The 14476-nt window shown below is 53.4% G+C and carries 10 protein-coding genes and 1 pseudogene; 7 read left to right on the top strand and 4 right to left on the bottom strand.

From position 1 onward, the window contains the following. Positions 1 to 233 precede the first annotated feature (233 nt). Complete coding sequence (locus EL645_RS25895) at positions 234 to 1730, top strand: carboxylesterase/lipase family protein (RefSeq protein WP_126553582.1); 1497 nt, start codon at positions 234 to 236, stop codon at positions 1728 to 1730. A 97-nt stretch (positions 1731 to 1827) separates the two neighbouring features. On the opposite strand, the gene EL645_RS25890 is transcribed toward EL645_RS25895, so the two are convergent. Continuing rightward, positions 1828 to 2247: a DinB family protein gene (locus EL645_RS25890; RefSeq protein WP_161977694.1), complete on the bottom strand. Its 420-nt coding sequence runs from the start codon at positions 2245 to 2247 to the stop codon at positions 1828 to 1830. Positions 2248 to 3037: 790 nt separating this feature from the next. After that, positions 3038 to 4465, bottom strand: a complete 1428-nt coding sequence (locus EL645_RS25885; protein WP_126553578.1) for a helix-turn-helix domain-containing protein — start codon at positions 4463 to 4465, stop codon at positions 3038 to 3040. 373 nt (positions 4466 to 4838) lie between these two features. Between EL645_RS25885 and EL645_RS43125 the strand changes: the two are divergent. Next, positions 4839 to 6056: pseudogene (locus EL645_RS43125) on the top strand (glycoside hydrolase family 5 protein); the annotation flags it as partial. 185 nt (positions 6057 to 6241) lie between these two features. After that, positions 6242 to 6622, top strand: a complete 381-nt coding sequence (locus EL645_RS43120) for a cellulose binding domain-containing protein (protein ID WP_170207718.1) — start codon at positions 6242 to 6244, stop codon at positions 6620 to 6622. 106 nt (positions 6623 to 6728) lie between these two features. Here the strand turns inward: EL645_RS43120 and EL645_RS25875 are convergent, their stop codons facing one another. After that, positions 6729 to 7901, bottom strand: coding sequence for a WD40/YVTN/BNR-like repeat-containing protein (locus EL645_RS25875; RefSeq protein WP_126553576.1), 1173 nt, complete (start codon positions 7899 to 7901; stop codon positions 6729 to 6731). Positions 7902 to 8433: 532 nt separating this feature from the next. On the opposite strand from EL645_RS25875, the gene EL645_RS25870 reads away from it, so the two are divergent. Beyond that, positions 8434 to 9813: a M20/M25/M40 family metallo-hydrolase gene (locus EL645_RS25870; RefSeq protein WP_161977693.1), complete on the top strand. Its 1380-nt coding sequence runs from the start codon at positions 8434 to 8436 to the stop codon at positions 9811 to 9813. Positions 9814 to 9942: 129 nt separating this feature from the next. Here EL645_RS25870 and EL645_RS25865 read toward each other — a convergent pair whose 3' ends face one another. After that, complete coding sequence (locus EL645_RS25865; RefSeq protein WP_126553572.1) at positions 9943 to 11145, bottom strand: cytochrome P450; 1203 nt, start codon at positions 11143 to 11145, stop codon at positions 9943 to 9945. Between the two features lie 719 nt (positions 11146 to 11864). Between EL645_RS25865 and EL645_RS25860 the strand changes: the two genes are divergently transcribed. The 3 genes from EL645_RS25860 (at position 11865) to EL645_RS25850 (ending at position 14408) form a co-directional block, all read left to right on the top strand. Next, entirely contained in the window at positions 11865 to 12434 is a 570-nt protein-coding gene (locus EL645_RS25860) for a Clp protease N-terminal domain-containing protein (RefSeq protein WP_126553570.1), read from the top strand. A gap of 163 nt (positions 12435 to 12597) precedes the next feature. Further along, positions 12598 to 12867 carry a YciI family protein gene (locus tag EL645_RS25855; RefSeq protein WP_126553568.1) on the top strand — a complete coding sequence of 90 codons (270 nt, stop codon included), beginning with the start codon at positions 12598 to 12600 and terminating at the stop codon, positions 12865 to 12867. Between the two features lie 263 nt (positions 12868 to 13130). Next, complete coding sequence (locus tag EL645_RS25850; protein ID WP_126553566.1) at positions 13131 to 14408, top strand: MFS transporter; 1278 nt, start codon at positions 13131 to 13133, stop codon at positions 14406 to 14408. The last annotated feature ends 68 nt before the right edge of the window (positions 14409 to 14476 follow it).

Below are 14476 nucleotides of genomic sequence, written 5' to 3'. Positions count from 1 at the left end.
GCTGCGCCACTCTTCGCGCTATAGAGAAAGGCGGCACAGTCTGCATTTTTATTGGAGCCCGCAAGGTAATATCCATCCTCCAATTGATCAGATAATTTGCTATACTGATAAGGCTCAAAAAAGTGGAGGATATGATTTCTTTTTTTGCGCTATTGAAATTTATAATTCATATCATGTATGCTTGTAATCGATAAACATGTGACACATTATTTGAGCTCAGAGGGGAGTAAATAATGGAAAATATCATCGTTGATACATCTTATGGCAAGCTACAAGGGGCTCAGGAAGGCCCGGTGTTGACTTTTAAGGGCGTACCTTTTGCGCGTCCACCGATTGGAGCATTGCGTTTCTGCGCTCCTGAGTTACCTGAACCCTGGCCGGGGGTGCGAGACGCCACCACCTATGGTCCCCGGGCACTACAGGCTCTGGATCCACAGCTGGCCGCCGAGGCTACGGTGGATGAAGATTGCCTGTATTTAAATGTCTGGACGCCTGGCCTGGGTCAGGGACGTCGTCCAGTATTAGTATGGATTCATGGCGGAGCACTTGTCTCTGGCTCTGGCTCTGAACCTCAATACGATGGTACAAAGTTTGCCTTCGATGGCGATATGATAGTGGTGACGCTCAATTATCGCCTGGGGGCTGCTGGCTTCCTCTATCTCGGGGACCTGCTGGGTGAGAAGTATGCGTCGTCGGGCAATTCTGGCTTGTTAGATATCGTGGCGGCCCTTAAATGGGTACATGATAATATCGCGCGCTTTGGTGGCGATCCTGGCCGGGTGACCATTATGGGTGAGTCGGCGGGCGCGATGTGTGTAGGGGCTTTGCTGGCCCTACCGGCAGCCCAGGGCTTTTTTCAACAGGCGATCCTGGAAAGTGGAGCGGGTCAGACAACTCGTGATACCGCCAGTGCGACCAGTTTTACGCGCCGTTTCCTCGCGGGCCTGGGATTAAGCGCCCATGACGCGAAGAAGTTGCTGACGCTTTCAACCGATGAGCTGCTGGCGGCGCAGATCCGCTTTATCCAAAGCGAGAGTATTGGGGGTGTGAGACACCTGCGCTACTTTGGTCCTGTAGTGGATGGTACGACGCTCCCACACTACCCTCTCGACGCGGTGGCACAGGGGAAGGGGGCCCGAGTCCCATTGCTGCTCGGCACCAACCGCGATGAGGCCCGGCTCTATATGGCACTCGATCCTCAATTGACCCATCCAGATAGGCAAATACTCCACACCTTGTTTGGCTCCAATAGCGCGACGGCAGCGGACGCCTATGCGACGGCCCGACAGAAACACCCGCCTGAGGAGGCCTGGGCCATCGTCCTGACCGACTATCTGTACCGGCTCGGGGTCATACATCTGGCCAGGGAGCAGGCATATCAGCATCTACCGGTCTGGCTCTATCGCTTCGACTGGGATAAAACCTCGCACGGGGCCTTCCATAGCCTGGAGCTACCATTCGTCTGGAACACATTGAACCGACCTCACCCACTCCAAATTCCGTTCCGCTTTACCTTTGGAGCCGAGGAATACGCGCTGGCCGAGCAAATGCATGCCGCCTGGATCGCGTTCATCCGTAACGGCAATCCTAATGTAACAACGCTACCACCATGGCCAACTTATGCAAACGATGAACGTGAAACGATGTTATTCAATACTGTCTCGCGCGTAGTATCACTCCCTCCCGAACAGGACCCGGCGAACTATCAACGTCATGGCCTGACTTTCTAACGTAGACAAACGATCAAGCAAGAGAGGGCAAGCACAAAATCGCTCTTAGCGCAGGTGCTTGCCCTCCCGACTGGCCTGTTCGGTTGAAACAGATAATTCAGGCGCCCGCCTCTTCTAGTGCCTGGGCATGTTCAAGATTATGGTTCATAGAATTGATCACCCAATCGTGCACCAATCCGCCCACATTAAAATGACGCGCATCCAATGCATCCAGCAAACTTAGCAAGCGCTGGTGAGCCTGGCGCAGCGCCCCCTCCAGCTGCTCAAACGTCTGCCCCTCCGCCTGGGCCAGAGCCTTCGCGTTAAAGTCCGTGGTATCATAATCCTTGTTTCCGGCCCCGGCCAGTAAAGCAGGAATACGATGTGATGCCTCAACCTCCCAGGCTCCTATGTGCGCCACAATCTCCCAGGCCCTCCAGCCATCAGGCAGGACCACGCCCCGCGTAGCTGCATCTTGCGCCGCACTCAACAAACGATTATGAGCCAGCTCAAAATCCAGCAGCATCTGCTCTTTCATACTAAATAATTCCTTTTCCCTGGAATTCTTCGCGTCCATCCAGAAGATAAAAATAATGGCACCATTATAACCGAAAGAAGGCCATTCGTCTCTATCTACCGACAGCAAAAAAGCCGCCTTTATCCCTATCCATCTGAAAAACGCAACAAGAAAAGCGAGGCGCATAGGTTCGGAGCTTGCCCCCAATACTTTTCATTGAAGAATCAATCAATGCATCGGACGCAACAAGAATAACGAGGCGCATAGGTTCGGAGCTTGTCCCCAATACTTTTCATTGAAGAATCAATCATGCATCGGACGCAACAAGAATAACGAGGCGCATAGGTTCGGAGCTTGTCCCCAATACTTTTCATTGAAGAATCAATCAATGCATCGGACGCAACAAGAATAACGAGGCGCATAGGTTCGGAGCTTGTCCCCAATACTTTTCATTGAAGAATCAATCATGCATCGGACGCAACAAGAATAACGATCAGTACGTGCGGGGCTTGCCCCCGCTTTTAATCTTCCCGCTCGAAAAAGCAACAAAAAGAGAATTTTGCAGCTATTTATATGAGAGCACGGCATTGTTATTGTTGATTTTTCGGGCAGGAAGATTAAAAGCGGGGGCAAGCCCCGCACGTACATGTCGTGTTTATTTTTGCTTTATAAGCATCTATTGTCAGGCGCTAGTCGGGTAGCTGGCTCAAGTGTTCATGGATAACCTGCCATTGCGCGCCAACTCGCTGGTCCCACGCCCGGCTCCCGCAGAAAGTCTGCTGCCGTCATCTACCTATCCTTTCAATCTAACTCAATTCTCGGTGAGCATGGGGCGCGGGCGCGCGCTCTGGATAAAGGCGTGGGCACGCTGTTCGTGGGGAAATGCTTTGACCAGAACCTGCTGGTATTCAACAAAGCGTTGGTTGAGCATACTGGAGTCAATCTCTTCAAGCAAGGGTACAATATGTCTGGCCGTAACCAGGCTGGCGTCCAGTTCGCGTTTGCGGGCGTAGGCTTCGGCGAGCGGCATCAGGGTGCGGGCCCGCCGTATGATCCAGGGCTCCGGCTGCTGCTCCAGCGCGGTCTCCAGGTGGTTGACGGCCCGCGAATAGTGCTTGAGGTTTAGCATAGAGCTGCCCGCCATCTGCTGCCATTGGGTGGCGTCAAATTCCTCATGCGGACCCAGCTTCTCGAGAAATTTGGCCGAGGCATCCAACTTCTCCTCGGTCTGATGAGCATCCTGCAGGAATGAGGCATTATAAGCCCAGTCCGTAAACAGGTGCGCACGCAGGCGCACATACGCTTCTCCCTCCTGGCTGGCGATCAAGCGCAGGGCCGCCTCGATATGGGCAATGGCGGACTCATATTGGCCGCGCACATTGGCGATGATGGCCTGCCAGTTGAGGTTCTGGGCCATATTCCAGATGTCGGCCCCTTCCAGGGCGGCGATATGCGCTTTGGTATAGGCTTGCTGGGCGGCGGCGTAAGAACCCTGTAGATAGGCGGCGGCCCCGATCAGGTTGTAGAGGCCAGCATACAGGCTATAGCGTACCTCTGGAAAGATCAGCTCATGGGTCTGTTGAACCAGGTAGAGCTGTGCCTGGGCCGAGACCAGTACTTCGGTGGGACGCATAGTATGGAAGCGCTGCCAGCCCTCCGATACGCTCTGGCGCAAGGTATCGCAGAGGTGTACGCGCTCTTCCATAGAGATATGTTTATCAGAGGATGGGATAATATCTTTAATCTGCATGATCTTTTGCCTGACACTGGGTGGCATACCCTGGGCGCCGCGCAAGATGACCCGCAGCGAGTTGAGTACCTCGTCAATGGTCCAACCCGCCTCAAAGAGGGTTGAGAGCTCGGTTGCATTCAAGGCCAACCAGGCGCCAGCGCGCTGCTCCTGGGCAATTTCAGGCTCCCTGGTGCCTGACCGGTGCTCCTGCTGGAAGCCTTTCTGCAACACCATCGGTGTGCGCTGTATACCAGCTGTGTGAGGATTGGTAGCTGATCCGGAGCCTGCTTGCTCCACATGTAGTGTTGTCTGCTCCTCTTCGACCAGGCCGAGCTCACGGGCGGTCATGCCAAAGTATTGGCAGAGGCGGCGGCGCGATTCCGCGTTGATGGGGTAACTGTGCTCGGCTCGCCAGACCGTCGATGAACCGATGCGGGCTTCATCGGCGAGCTGCTTGATAGTCAGGTTGCGTAGACAACGAGCGGTACGTAAAAGATGTGTACTCATGCGTTCTCTCCCCCCAGATAAATCGTGAGTCATCTGCCATAGATATGAGTGAGTTGCGTCGTTGTATATCCCGTACAAAAGTACATGCCAGTGCGCTGAAATAAATACATCGCTGTACCTATCCTCAAATAATTCCCGCTATCCCTGCGCTTGCGATATGGCCTTTATCTATTTTAATAGTACCATATACATTCATCCAGTAGATACATTGTATACCTTTATAGCTATTATGATGAACAAAAAATGATAAAGCGGTCATCAGTTTTTATTCAGTCTCCACTAATAGATTGACCTCGCTGCAGCTTATCCATTATTCATTAGGTGTATCCCTTTCCCGCCACGGTCGGCGGGAGCAAATCGGAAAGGAGAAGCTATGCTCATCACATCTGTTCGAAGACAGAACATATGGCGACATGGTCGCGCTCTGTTGATGATTGGAGCATTGGCGATGCTTATTAGTGTGAGTTTGTTCCAATTCCAGGCCAATCAGGCCAAAGCAGCGGGTACCGGGTACTGGCATACCAGCGGTTCACAGATCCTGGACTCGAATAATCAACCGGTGAGAATCGCGGGTATTAACTGGTTTGGCTTTGAGACGGCAAATTATGTCGCTCACGGACTCTGGACGCGCAGCTACAAAGATATGTTGGATCAGATCAGTAGTCTGGGCTATAACACGATCCGCCTACCCTATTCTAACCAGCTATTCGATGCGGGTAGTACACCCAATGGTATTGATTTTTCAAAAAATCCAGACCTGCAGGGGCTGAGCGGCATCCAGATTATGGATAAGATCATCGGTTATGCTGGTCAAAAAGGACTACGCATTATCCTGGATCAACATCGGCCGGATTCGGGGGCGCAGTCGGCCCTCTGGTATACGTCGGCCTATCCTGAATCGCGCTGGCTCTCGGATTGGACGATGCTGGCTCAACGCTATGCCAATAATCCAACCGTGATTGGAGCTGACCTGCATAATGAGCCACATGCGCCAGCCTGTTGGGGCTGTGGCGATCCCGCTACCGATTGGCAGGCGGCTGCCCAGCGAGCAGGCAATGCTATTCTGGCGGTGAATCCTAACTGGCTTATCTTTGTTGAGGGCGTGGACTGCTATGGTCCTGGTGGCGCGACCAGCGGCGATTGCTACTGGTGGGGCGGCAACCTGGAAGGTGTGGCGACCAAACCGGTACAGCTGAACGTCGCGAATCGCCTGGTTTATTCGGCCCATGACTATCCAGCCAGTGTCTACAACCAGACCTGGTTTAGCGATCCGAATTATCCTAACAACCTGCCAGCCGTATGGGACAAACACTGGGGCTATATCGCCAAACAAAATATTGCCCCGGTCTGGCTGGGTGAATTTGGCACCAAGCTGGCAACCCAATCCGACCAGCAATGGTTGACAACCCTGGTCAATTATCTGGGCAAAGGCTCTGGTGGCATTAACTGGACCTTCTGGTGCTGGAATCCTGATTCTGGCGATACAGGCGGTATCTTAAATGATGATTGGACGACGGTCAATCAGACGAAACAGAATTATCTGACCCCGATTGAGTTTGCCCTGGGCGGGAATAATCCACCTCCCACTCCAACTCCATCCAATCCAACTCCAACACCGCCTAACCCGACGCCGACTCCACCTAATCCGACACCGACACCAACTCCGCCTAATCCTACCCAACACCAACCCCGGTTAATGGTGTCTCGTTACAGATCGACTATAAGGTTAATAATCCTGGTGTCATTACTACCAATGAGATCCGCCCACTCTTTGAGGTGGTCAATAACGGCCAGAGTGCCATTAATCTCAGTGATGTCACGATCCGTTACTGGTATACGATCGATGGCAATCAGCCTCAGACCTACAACTGCGATTATTCGGGAATCGGTTGCGCCAATATCAGTGGTAAATTCGTTCCGGTTTCGGGACGCACTAATGCCGATTACTATCTGGAGGTAAGCTTTACATCCGGCGCAGGTAGCCTGGCGGCGGGCGCGACCAGTGCCGAGATTCAGGATCGCTTCAATAAAAATGATTGGTCTAACTACAATCAGGCCAACGACTATTCCTTTAATGGTAGCCAGACTAATTATGCACCCGCTCCAAAAATTACTGCCTACTACCAGGGTCACTTGATCTGGGGCACCGAGCCCTAAATTCAGTATAAAGGAGGTAGTTACCATGCATAAAGGGGGCCATTCTCGTGCGAGAGAGGATGGCCCCCTTTGCGATTACAGCCTGTCACCGACAGGCGTCCGGGCTTTAGCTGATGGTATAGTTGATACGCTGCCAGTTGTGGCCGCCATCGCTGGTACGCAGCAGGTATTGATTGCTGGTAGCAGTGATAAAGAAGCCATCGTGGCTATCGATAAAGCTCAGGTCGCCGATAACGCCGGTAGAGGTCACCTGGAACCAGTGGAGTCCGCCGTCGTTGGTGGCAAAAACCCGACCATCCCTGGTATCAGCATAAATGTGGGCGGGATCAGCCAGATTGACCATGTTGGGAGTGAAGTTGGTAAATTGCTGTGTATACCAGTGGTTACCACCGTCATTACTGGTGTAGATGCACAGACCACTGACACTCCGATCCGGGGTGTAGACGTAAACAGGCATGATGCCTTGCTGGCCGAAGAAGAGGGGCGGGGTGGTCGTGTAGTGCGCATTCTTCAAGCCTGGAATAGTCGGAAACTGCTGTAGATGCCAGCTTTTCCCGCCATCATGAGAGACGGATGCAAAGGCATGATCCAACGTCGAGGCCCCGGTAAGATTATTCATATCAAACGGGTCCTCAGTATACCAGATGTTATTGGCATCCTTCAACGAGATACCAGAAGCCTGGCCATTGATATACAGTCCCTGAAGCACCTGTGTGTAATCTGCCAGCTTGCTCCAGTGTAGCCCACCATCCGTGGTATGGTAGACGTCGCCCAGGATACCTGAGCTCATCCCATAGGCGACGGAGAACGAGAGCCAGCCATCATTGGCATTCAAAAAGTGTGGCATATCGGTGAGATATGCACCAGCGGTGTTCGCGATCTGCACCTGCTGCCAGTGAATCCCACCATCGGCGGTACGCAGTACTTCGATATTCCCGCCGACGGCTATGTTGGCCACCCAGGCATATTGACTATTCATGAAATCGGCCTTTGCCAGGCGGTTCAACACGGTCCCGGATGGCGTCACATTCTGCCAGTGCCAGCCGCCATCGCGCGTCTTTAAAATTTTGCTATCCGTTAAGGCCCATCCATTTGAGTAATCCAACATACGTATCGAGGTCAGAGGCTCCTGTGGAGCAGCCGCGCGGCCGGCGGCAAACACCTGTGAACCCTGGCCCGCCACGCTCAACACAGCAGCCAGCATCACAAGTGCCGCCACCCTCAACCACCATCTTTTTACTATCCGCCCAACGTTTTTTTTATGCATTCGCATATTCATACGCCTGCTTCCTCTCAATCGTTCCATGCGGCCCTGCTCAAATCCTGAGACTATAGGGATGCCCATCGCATGAACTGGCGCCATCGCAGCTGGCAATGCTCGCATTTGACATTCAATAAACAGCTGCTTTTCTCTCTATGCGTAGAATACAGCAAACACATGCTTTCTACTATGAACTACGTCACAAATAGAAAATCATCCACCAGGAAATTAGATTCATAGCATCTCACCCAATAAAAATTTCCTCAACAAGATATGTATCCTACGCACCAACGCTTCGGTAGACACTCTGAACAAGACGCCTTCAAGGAACGACATATTCGCTGCAGGCTTGCTCTCACGGCAAATGTTCTTGAGAGCAAGCCTGCTTGCTGCTATACTGGAACAGCACAAATAGGAGTGGCGCCCCGCAGATACGATGATCGATGCCAGCAGCTATGACTATTACTATTTACAATCAGGGGATTCCGGCGCCATTTATATATTTTGGCTTGTAGTGCATCCTATGCAACAAAAAAATGGAGTGCGACTCATGAGTGAGACGAGATCATCGACCATGGCGATACCAGACCTGGATACGCTGGCCGCGGAAGCGGTGCGCCACCTTCAGGCATTGTTACGTTGCCAGACGGTCAATCTTCCTGGGAACGAATACCTGGCCGTTGACTACTTGCGATCCCAACTGGAACAGGAGGCCGGCATTGAGATCCGCATTCTCGAACCAGCACCGGGCCGCCAGAGCATCTGGGCTCGTGTGCGAGGGAGCGGGGCACAACGTCCGCTGCTACTTCTGTCGCATACCGACGTTGTGCCCGTAGAGCGCGACCATTGGACGGTTGATCCGTTCTCTGGTGAGATCCACAATGGCTATATTTATGGTCGTGGGGCCGCCGATATGAAGCAAATGACGGCGATGGAATTGACCCTTTTGCTGCACATGGCTCGTCAGGTACGAGAAGGAGGCCCTCTGCCCGGTCGCGACATTATCCTCCTGGCCGTCGCAGATGAAGAACGGTCTGGGACCTGGGGCATGCGCTGGGTTGTTGAGAACATGCCTGAATTGGTCGATGCCGAATATGCACTCAATGAAGGGGGCGGCTTCGCGTTTGAGCTGGGCGGCCAACGCTTATATGTGTGCGAGACAGCTCAAAAAGGCTGTGCCCATATTACGCTCCGTGCCTCTGGGACGCCCGGACACGGCTCCGTTCCCCATAACGATAATGCCATTGCACGCCTGGCGCGGGCGATCCGGCGCCTGCATACGACGCCGCTCCCGATGCATGTCACCCCCACGACCAGGACGTTTCTCCAGGCGCTGGCTGCCACACAGACGCGTGCACGCGGCCTGCTGCTGCAGCAAGTTCTCAATCCGGCTCTGTCAGAGATGATTTTGAAGGGCCTGGAGCCGGGCATCGCTAATCCCCTGCGCGCCATGCTGCATAATACAGCCTCGCCAACTATCCTGCAGGCCGGTACCGCCGGGGCAATCAATGTCATCCCCAGCGAAGCCACTGTACAACTGGATGGGCGCAACATCCCTGGTCAGACGCCAGAAGCCTTTGAGCGAGAGATTCGCAATCGCATTGCTGACCCCAAAATCGCAATCACGCTTGAGCAGGAGAAACCTGGTCACGAGCTGCCTTCAGCTACTCCCCTGTTTACAGCCCTGAATGCGGCCATCGCCGCCGCCGATCCAGGAGCCAGCGTCGTCCCTTATCTGCTACCGGCGGTCTCCGACTCATCCTACCTTGCCGCTCGCGGAGTGATCTGCTATGGATTCATTCCTACGCGCCCGGAACCCGGCTTGCCTTCGCCCCATGAGTTAGCCCATGGACATGATGAACGGGTGTCCGTGGCCAATATCCAGTTTGGCATGCAGGTGCTGACCAGGACACTGATGCAGCTCACATAAACGCTCGCATGCCCGATAGGTAACGCTCTTAGCCAATGCCCGACCATGCGACGAAATAGAGACCCCGAGCCGCCCGCAAGCAATGAACGCTTCCGGGCGACTCGGGGTCTACAGGTGCTCTTTGACGCTTTATGCTTTCGCTTGAAAGGTGATGGGTAACGATTGGATGACGTAGACGATGCCCGCGTTTACTTTGATGGGCACATCGGGGACGCGCTTGATGTCTTTGAGCTGCTCCAGCATCATGGGTAGCAGGATGCGCGCCTCTAGCCGGGCCAGCGGAGCACCAATGCAGAAGTGGATGCCGTGCCCAAAGGTGAAATGCCGGTTGGGCTCGCGCTGCATGTCAAAGCGGTCAGGCTCGGGAAACTGCTCGGGATCACGGTTGGCCGAGGCGTTCCAGACCAGGACGATGGAGTTGGCTGGAATGGTTTTTCCACCCAGCTCGACATCGCTGGCGGTGCGGCGGAAGGTAAACCAGACCGGCGGCAGGAAGCGTAGTACTTCTTCGATCGTCGTTGACATCAGGGCTGGATCTTGCCGCAAGCGTTCCTGTAGCTCGGGATATTCGGTGAAGCAGTACATGGCGTTGGCGATCAGGTTTTTGGTGGTCTCCTGCCCGGCTGCCAGCAACAGGATACAGAAGCTGACCAGTTCGTTCTCGCTCAGGCGCTCACCGTCGATCTCGGCCACGCTCAGGCTGCTGATCAGGTCCTCACGGGGAGAACGTCGGCGCTCTTCCAGTAGGCGGGCAAAATAGGCATACATCTGCTGCTCCATCGTGTGGCGCATCTGCATGGCCTGCTCCGGCGATTCGGGCCGGGTATTCCCATCTTCTCCACCCGCCCAGCGACGAAAAATATCCCAGTCTTCGGCAGGTACCCCTAGCAGTTCAGCGATGACTTTAGCTGGAAAGGGAAAGGCGATATCCTTTGCCACGTCCATCTTGCCAGTTGGCAGCACCTCGTCCAGCAATTCCTGCGCGATCTGCGTCACGCGATCAGAGAGATGGTTGACGGCGCGCGGCGTGAAGGCCTGGTTGACCAGGTTGCGTAGCTTGCGATGGGCCGGTGGATCTTTGGCGACGACGGTCCCCTGTAAAAAAGTATCCTCGGAAAAGCCCGGCACATCCTCAGACGAAAAATGGGTAGGATCAGTGAGTGCCTGCTTCACATCCTCGTAGCCGAAAACATGCCAGATATGTGATTGTTCATCATAATAAACCGGCTGGCTACTCCTCATCGCTGTAAACCAGTTAAAGGCTTGCAGTGTTTGCTCGATAGGTAACACCTGAAAAGGTGAGAAACCTCGGCGCTGGCTTTGCTGTTGCATAGATCAAACCTTTCTACCTTACTATTAGCTATCTGCCTTGTCTACGGAGAAGGTCAGAAAAAAGTTCCTCTATCACTATGTTAGCCCATGACATGGAACACATGAAAGGGCATTTGGTAATTCCTTCATTACATAATCGATCTTGTTATCTGCAAAAAGATGTTCTGAATTACAAAGGGTCTGATTTTGGTGCCCCCTGGGATCGTAGCACTCGCGTGCGTGCGTGTGCTGACGCACCCGAACAGTATTTATGGGTGATTTGTGGAATTGTGCGATGCACAATTCCACAAATCACCCATAAATACTGAAGATTTTGGTTCTTTTCATCCAGAGGCTTTTCAGGTCATGATAGAACAGCGAAGTGCACAATTCCGCAACTCACTCTTACATATAAGATATTGGCCTTTAGAGCTCAAAATTATCTCTTTTGGTAGATTTTACAGATTCTGATACCTAAATCTCTTTTTAATGGAAGTTGCAGGCCTGGGCAGAGCCCAGGCCTGCAACTTCCATTAAAAAATACGCTCGGGCGCGTCAGCGCACGTACGCATGCAAGACAACACAGCAGCAGGCTATAAATATATAATCTGCCCCGGTGGGAACCTTTTGCCTGTCACCTGCCGTACTATTGCTACAGAAGGAGCTAATAAGTACTTTGTACTGCATATTGCAATTACAGCTTACTCTGTTCAGCAATAGATTGCGAAAGGATCTGCTCAATGGCTACCCTTAATCTATCTTTTTCGATTAGCGGTTTATTAGGGCGCATCGTAACAGGACTCGGCAGCCGCCGTGGCGGGGGCCGCAAAGCTCCTGTCCATGAGCGCGATAGGTTTAAAAAGTTTACTAATAGGGCCCGGGCCGTACTGAGTCTGTCTCAAGAAGAGGCGAGTCGCTTAAAACATAGCGCGATTGGCCCTGAGCATTTTTTATTGGGCTTACTACGCGAAGGCAATGGTATTGCGGGACAGACACTTGCCAGTCTCGGAGTCGAGCTCCAGCAGGCCCGCCAGCTGGTCGAGGAGCATATGGGACGTGGCACAGCCTCGGCGTATGGAGAAATCGGCCTGACTCCAGGCGCGAAACATGTAATTGAGCTGGCTATAGATGAAGCGCAGCAGCTCAACCATCACTTTCTGGGCACCGAACACCTGCTGCTGGGCCTGCTGCGCCAGGGCGAAGTCACAGAGATCCTGGAACGTCTGGGCCTGAATATCGAGCAGGTACGCACGCAGACCCTGGCAAAGATGCATATCAGAGATACTAAGAGTGATCCAGAGCATCCTTAAGGGAACAACGCGCTGTCCGCTAAAAGGATTATTCCTGGAAAAGCCGCTCCCCATCAGGTATACTTTTTCCAAAACCAGTAAATTGCATTCTTGAGCAACAGTTCTCGTAAATGTTGCTCAAGATAAAAAAAGAGCAGAAAAGTTTGTTGAAAAGAGATGAAAAATGTTATTTGCAGTGATTGGCAGCAGCGCCGGAAAGACTCGCGACGAGATTATGGCCATCTACCCTCGCCACAAGGCATTCCTGGATCAGTTCATTGCCCGCGACGAGGTAGTGGGCGTAGGTCCTTTTACTGACCCAGGAGGTGGAAATATGGCGCTCTTCCGTAGCCGGGCCGCCGCCGAGGCTTTCGCCAGGTCGGACCCGTTCTACCTGGAAGGTGTCGTGAGAGAGTATCAGATCAAGAATTGGGGTGATAACATGCTTTCCTGATCACGACTTCCGAGCGAGCACGGCAAATTCTGGTGGATCGATTGGGGATTATCACGAAGCAAGCTCTACATTACGCGCTATCCGCAAAAGGAACGGTCGATCAAACGAACGTTGGTTACAACCTCAGACATTTGCTCGTTTTAATATTCATCTGTTTATATATTTTTATGTATGGTGAAAGGAGGCGACACGATGATTATTCATAAGCATTCAACACTATTTATGGTTTTAATGGTTCGCATAGAAGAGGATTATCTTATTTGATGCTAGAATTTAGTGGTCGTATTCGCTTACTGCGCGCTTTTAAGTATCGACCTTTCACGTATTTATGGATCGGGCAAACTATTTCTTCGCTTGGCGATGGCGCCTATACAACCGCGCTGGCCTGGCTTATCCTGGTGCTGACGGGCTCGGCCACGGCAATGGGGATTGTGGTGACGGCGAATGCGCTGCCCCGCGTACTCTTTCTCTTGCTGGGAGGTGTGGTCGCCGATCGCCTGCCCAGGCGCTTGATGATGCTGTTGTCGGACGGTAGCCGGGCCGTTATCGTGCTGCTGATCGCGCTTTTGAGCTGGACGCACCAGTTGCAACTATGGCACCTGGTCGTGCTGTCGCTCTTCTTTGGCATTGTCGATGGCTTCTTTATTCCCGCCTACCAATCGATCCCGGCTCAACTGGTTCCCCGGGACGATCTACCCTCGGCCAATGCCCTCAATGAACTCAGCCTGCGCTTCAGCCAGTTCGTGGGACCCCTGCTTGGCGCGGCCTGTGTGGCACTGGTCGGCCCTGGCAGCGCCTTTGGCCTGGATGGACTGTCCTTCGTGCTCTCGACGCTCTGCCTGCTGGCGATGCGTCTACCTGCGCGCCTGCTTGAGCCAGCCCCTCTAGCACCTGAAACAAATATTGGTCGCCAGCAGGAGCTCAACGTTGCGCAGGCAGCTGAAGCCGAGGCGGAACGTCAGGGGGTACGTGGTGTGTTCAGCGATATGCGCGCCGGCCTGGACTATGTGCTCGGTTCGACGTGGCTCTGGGTGAGTATTGTGATCTCGGCCGGCGGCAATGTCTTTAGCGGCGCGGCCCTGGAGGTAGCGCTGCCGAAGCTCATTTCGAGCGTCTATGGATCTGGTGTCTGGTTGCTAGGCATGCTGGCCTCGGCCAGCGCGATCGGCTCAATCGTGGCCGTCCTGATCGTGGGCCAGCTAAAGCAGATCAATGGACGTGGCCTGAAGATGTATTTCTTCTCGATCATCAGCGGGCTCGCACTGGCGCTGATGGGCTGGCCCCTGCCACGCGGCAGCGAGCCGCTGGTCGCCGGTATCGCCAGCGTCTTCATCGGCTTTAGCATGGGTTTCTTCAACGTCAACTGGTTCATCATCCTGCAACAGATGATCCCCGACAAGTTCCTGGGACGCGTGAGCAGTATCGATATGATGGGCTCGCTCTGCCTGACTCCGGTAGGCCTGGCGTTGGGAGGCATCATCACAGATAGTATCGGCCCCGCCTGGTCTTTATTGGCTGTGGCATCATCATCACCCTGCTGAACCTGCCCGCCCTGATGATAAGGGGGATTCGCCAGCTCAATTAAGATCCCCCCACTTTTCAGCCTGCC

It is taken from the genome of Dictyobacter kobayashii, from assembly GCF_003967555.1.
Lineage (GTDB): Bacteria > Chloroflexota > Ktedonobacteria > Ktedonobacterales > Ktedonobacteraceae > Dictyobacter > Dictyobacter kobayashii.
This window is presented reverse-complemented; position numbering and strand designations above follow the sequence as displayed.

Coding starts and splice junctions, on each gene's coding strand:
- EL645_RS25895 (WP_126553582.1), top strand. CDS start 234: ATGGAAAATATCATCGTTGATACATCTTATGGCAAGCTACAAGGGGCT.
- EL645_RS25890 (WP_161977694.1), bottom strand. CDS start 2,247: ATGAAAGAGCAGATGCTGCTGGATTTTGAGCTGGCTCATAATCGTTTG.
- EL645_RS25885 (WP_126553578.1), bottom strand. CDS start 4,465: ATGAGTACACATCTTTTACGTACCGCTCGTTGTCTACGCAACCTGACT.
- EL645_RS25875 (WP_126553576.1), bottom strand. CDS start 7,901: ATGAATATGCGAATGCATAAAAAAAACGTTGGGCGGATAGTAAAAAGA.
- EL645_RS25870 (WP_161977693.1), top strand. CDS start 8,434: ATGAGTGAGACGAGATCATCGACCATGGCGATACCAGACCTGGATACG.
- EL645_RS25865 (WP_126553572.1), bottom strand. CDS start 11,145: ATGCAACAGCAAAGCCAGCGCCGAGGTTTCTCACCTTTTCAGGTGTTA.
- EL645_RS25860 (WP_126553570.1), top strand. CDS start 11,865: ATGGCTACCCTTAATCTATCTTTTTCGATTAGCGGTTTATTAGGGCGC.
- EL645_RS25855 (WP_126553568.1), top strand. CDS start 12,598: ATGTTATTTGCAGTGATTGGCAGCAGCGCCGGAAAGACTCGCGACGAG.
- EL645_RS25850 (WP_126553566.1), top strand. CDS start 13,131: ATGCTAGAATTTAGTGGTCGTATTCGCTTACTGCGCGCTTTTAAGTAT.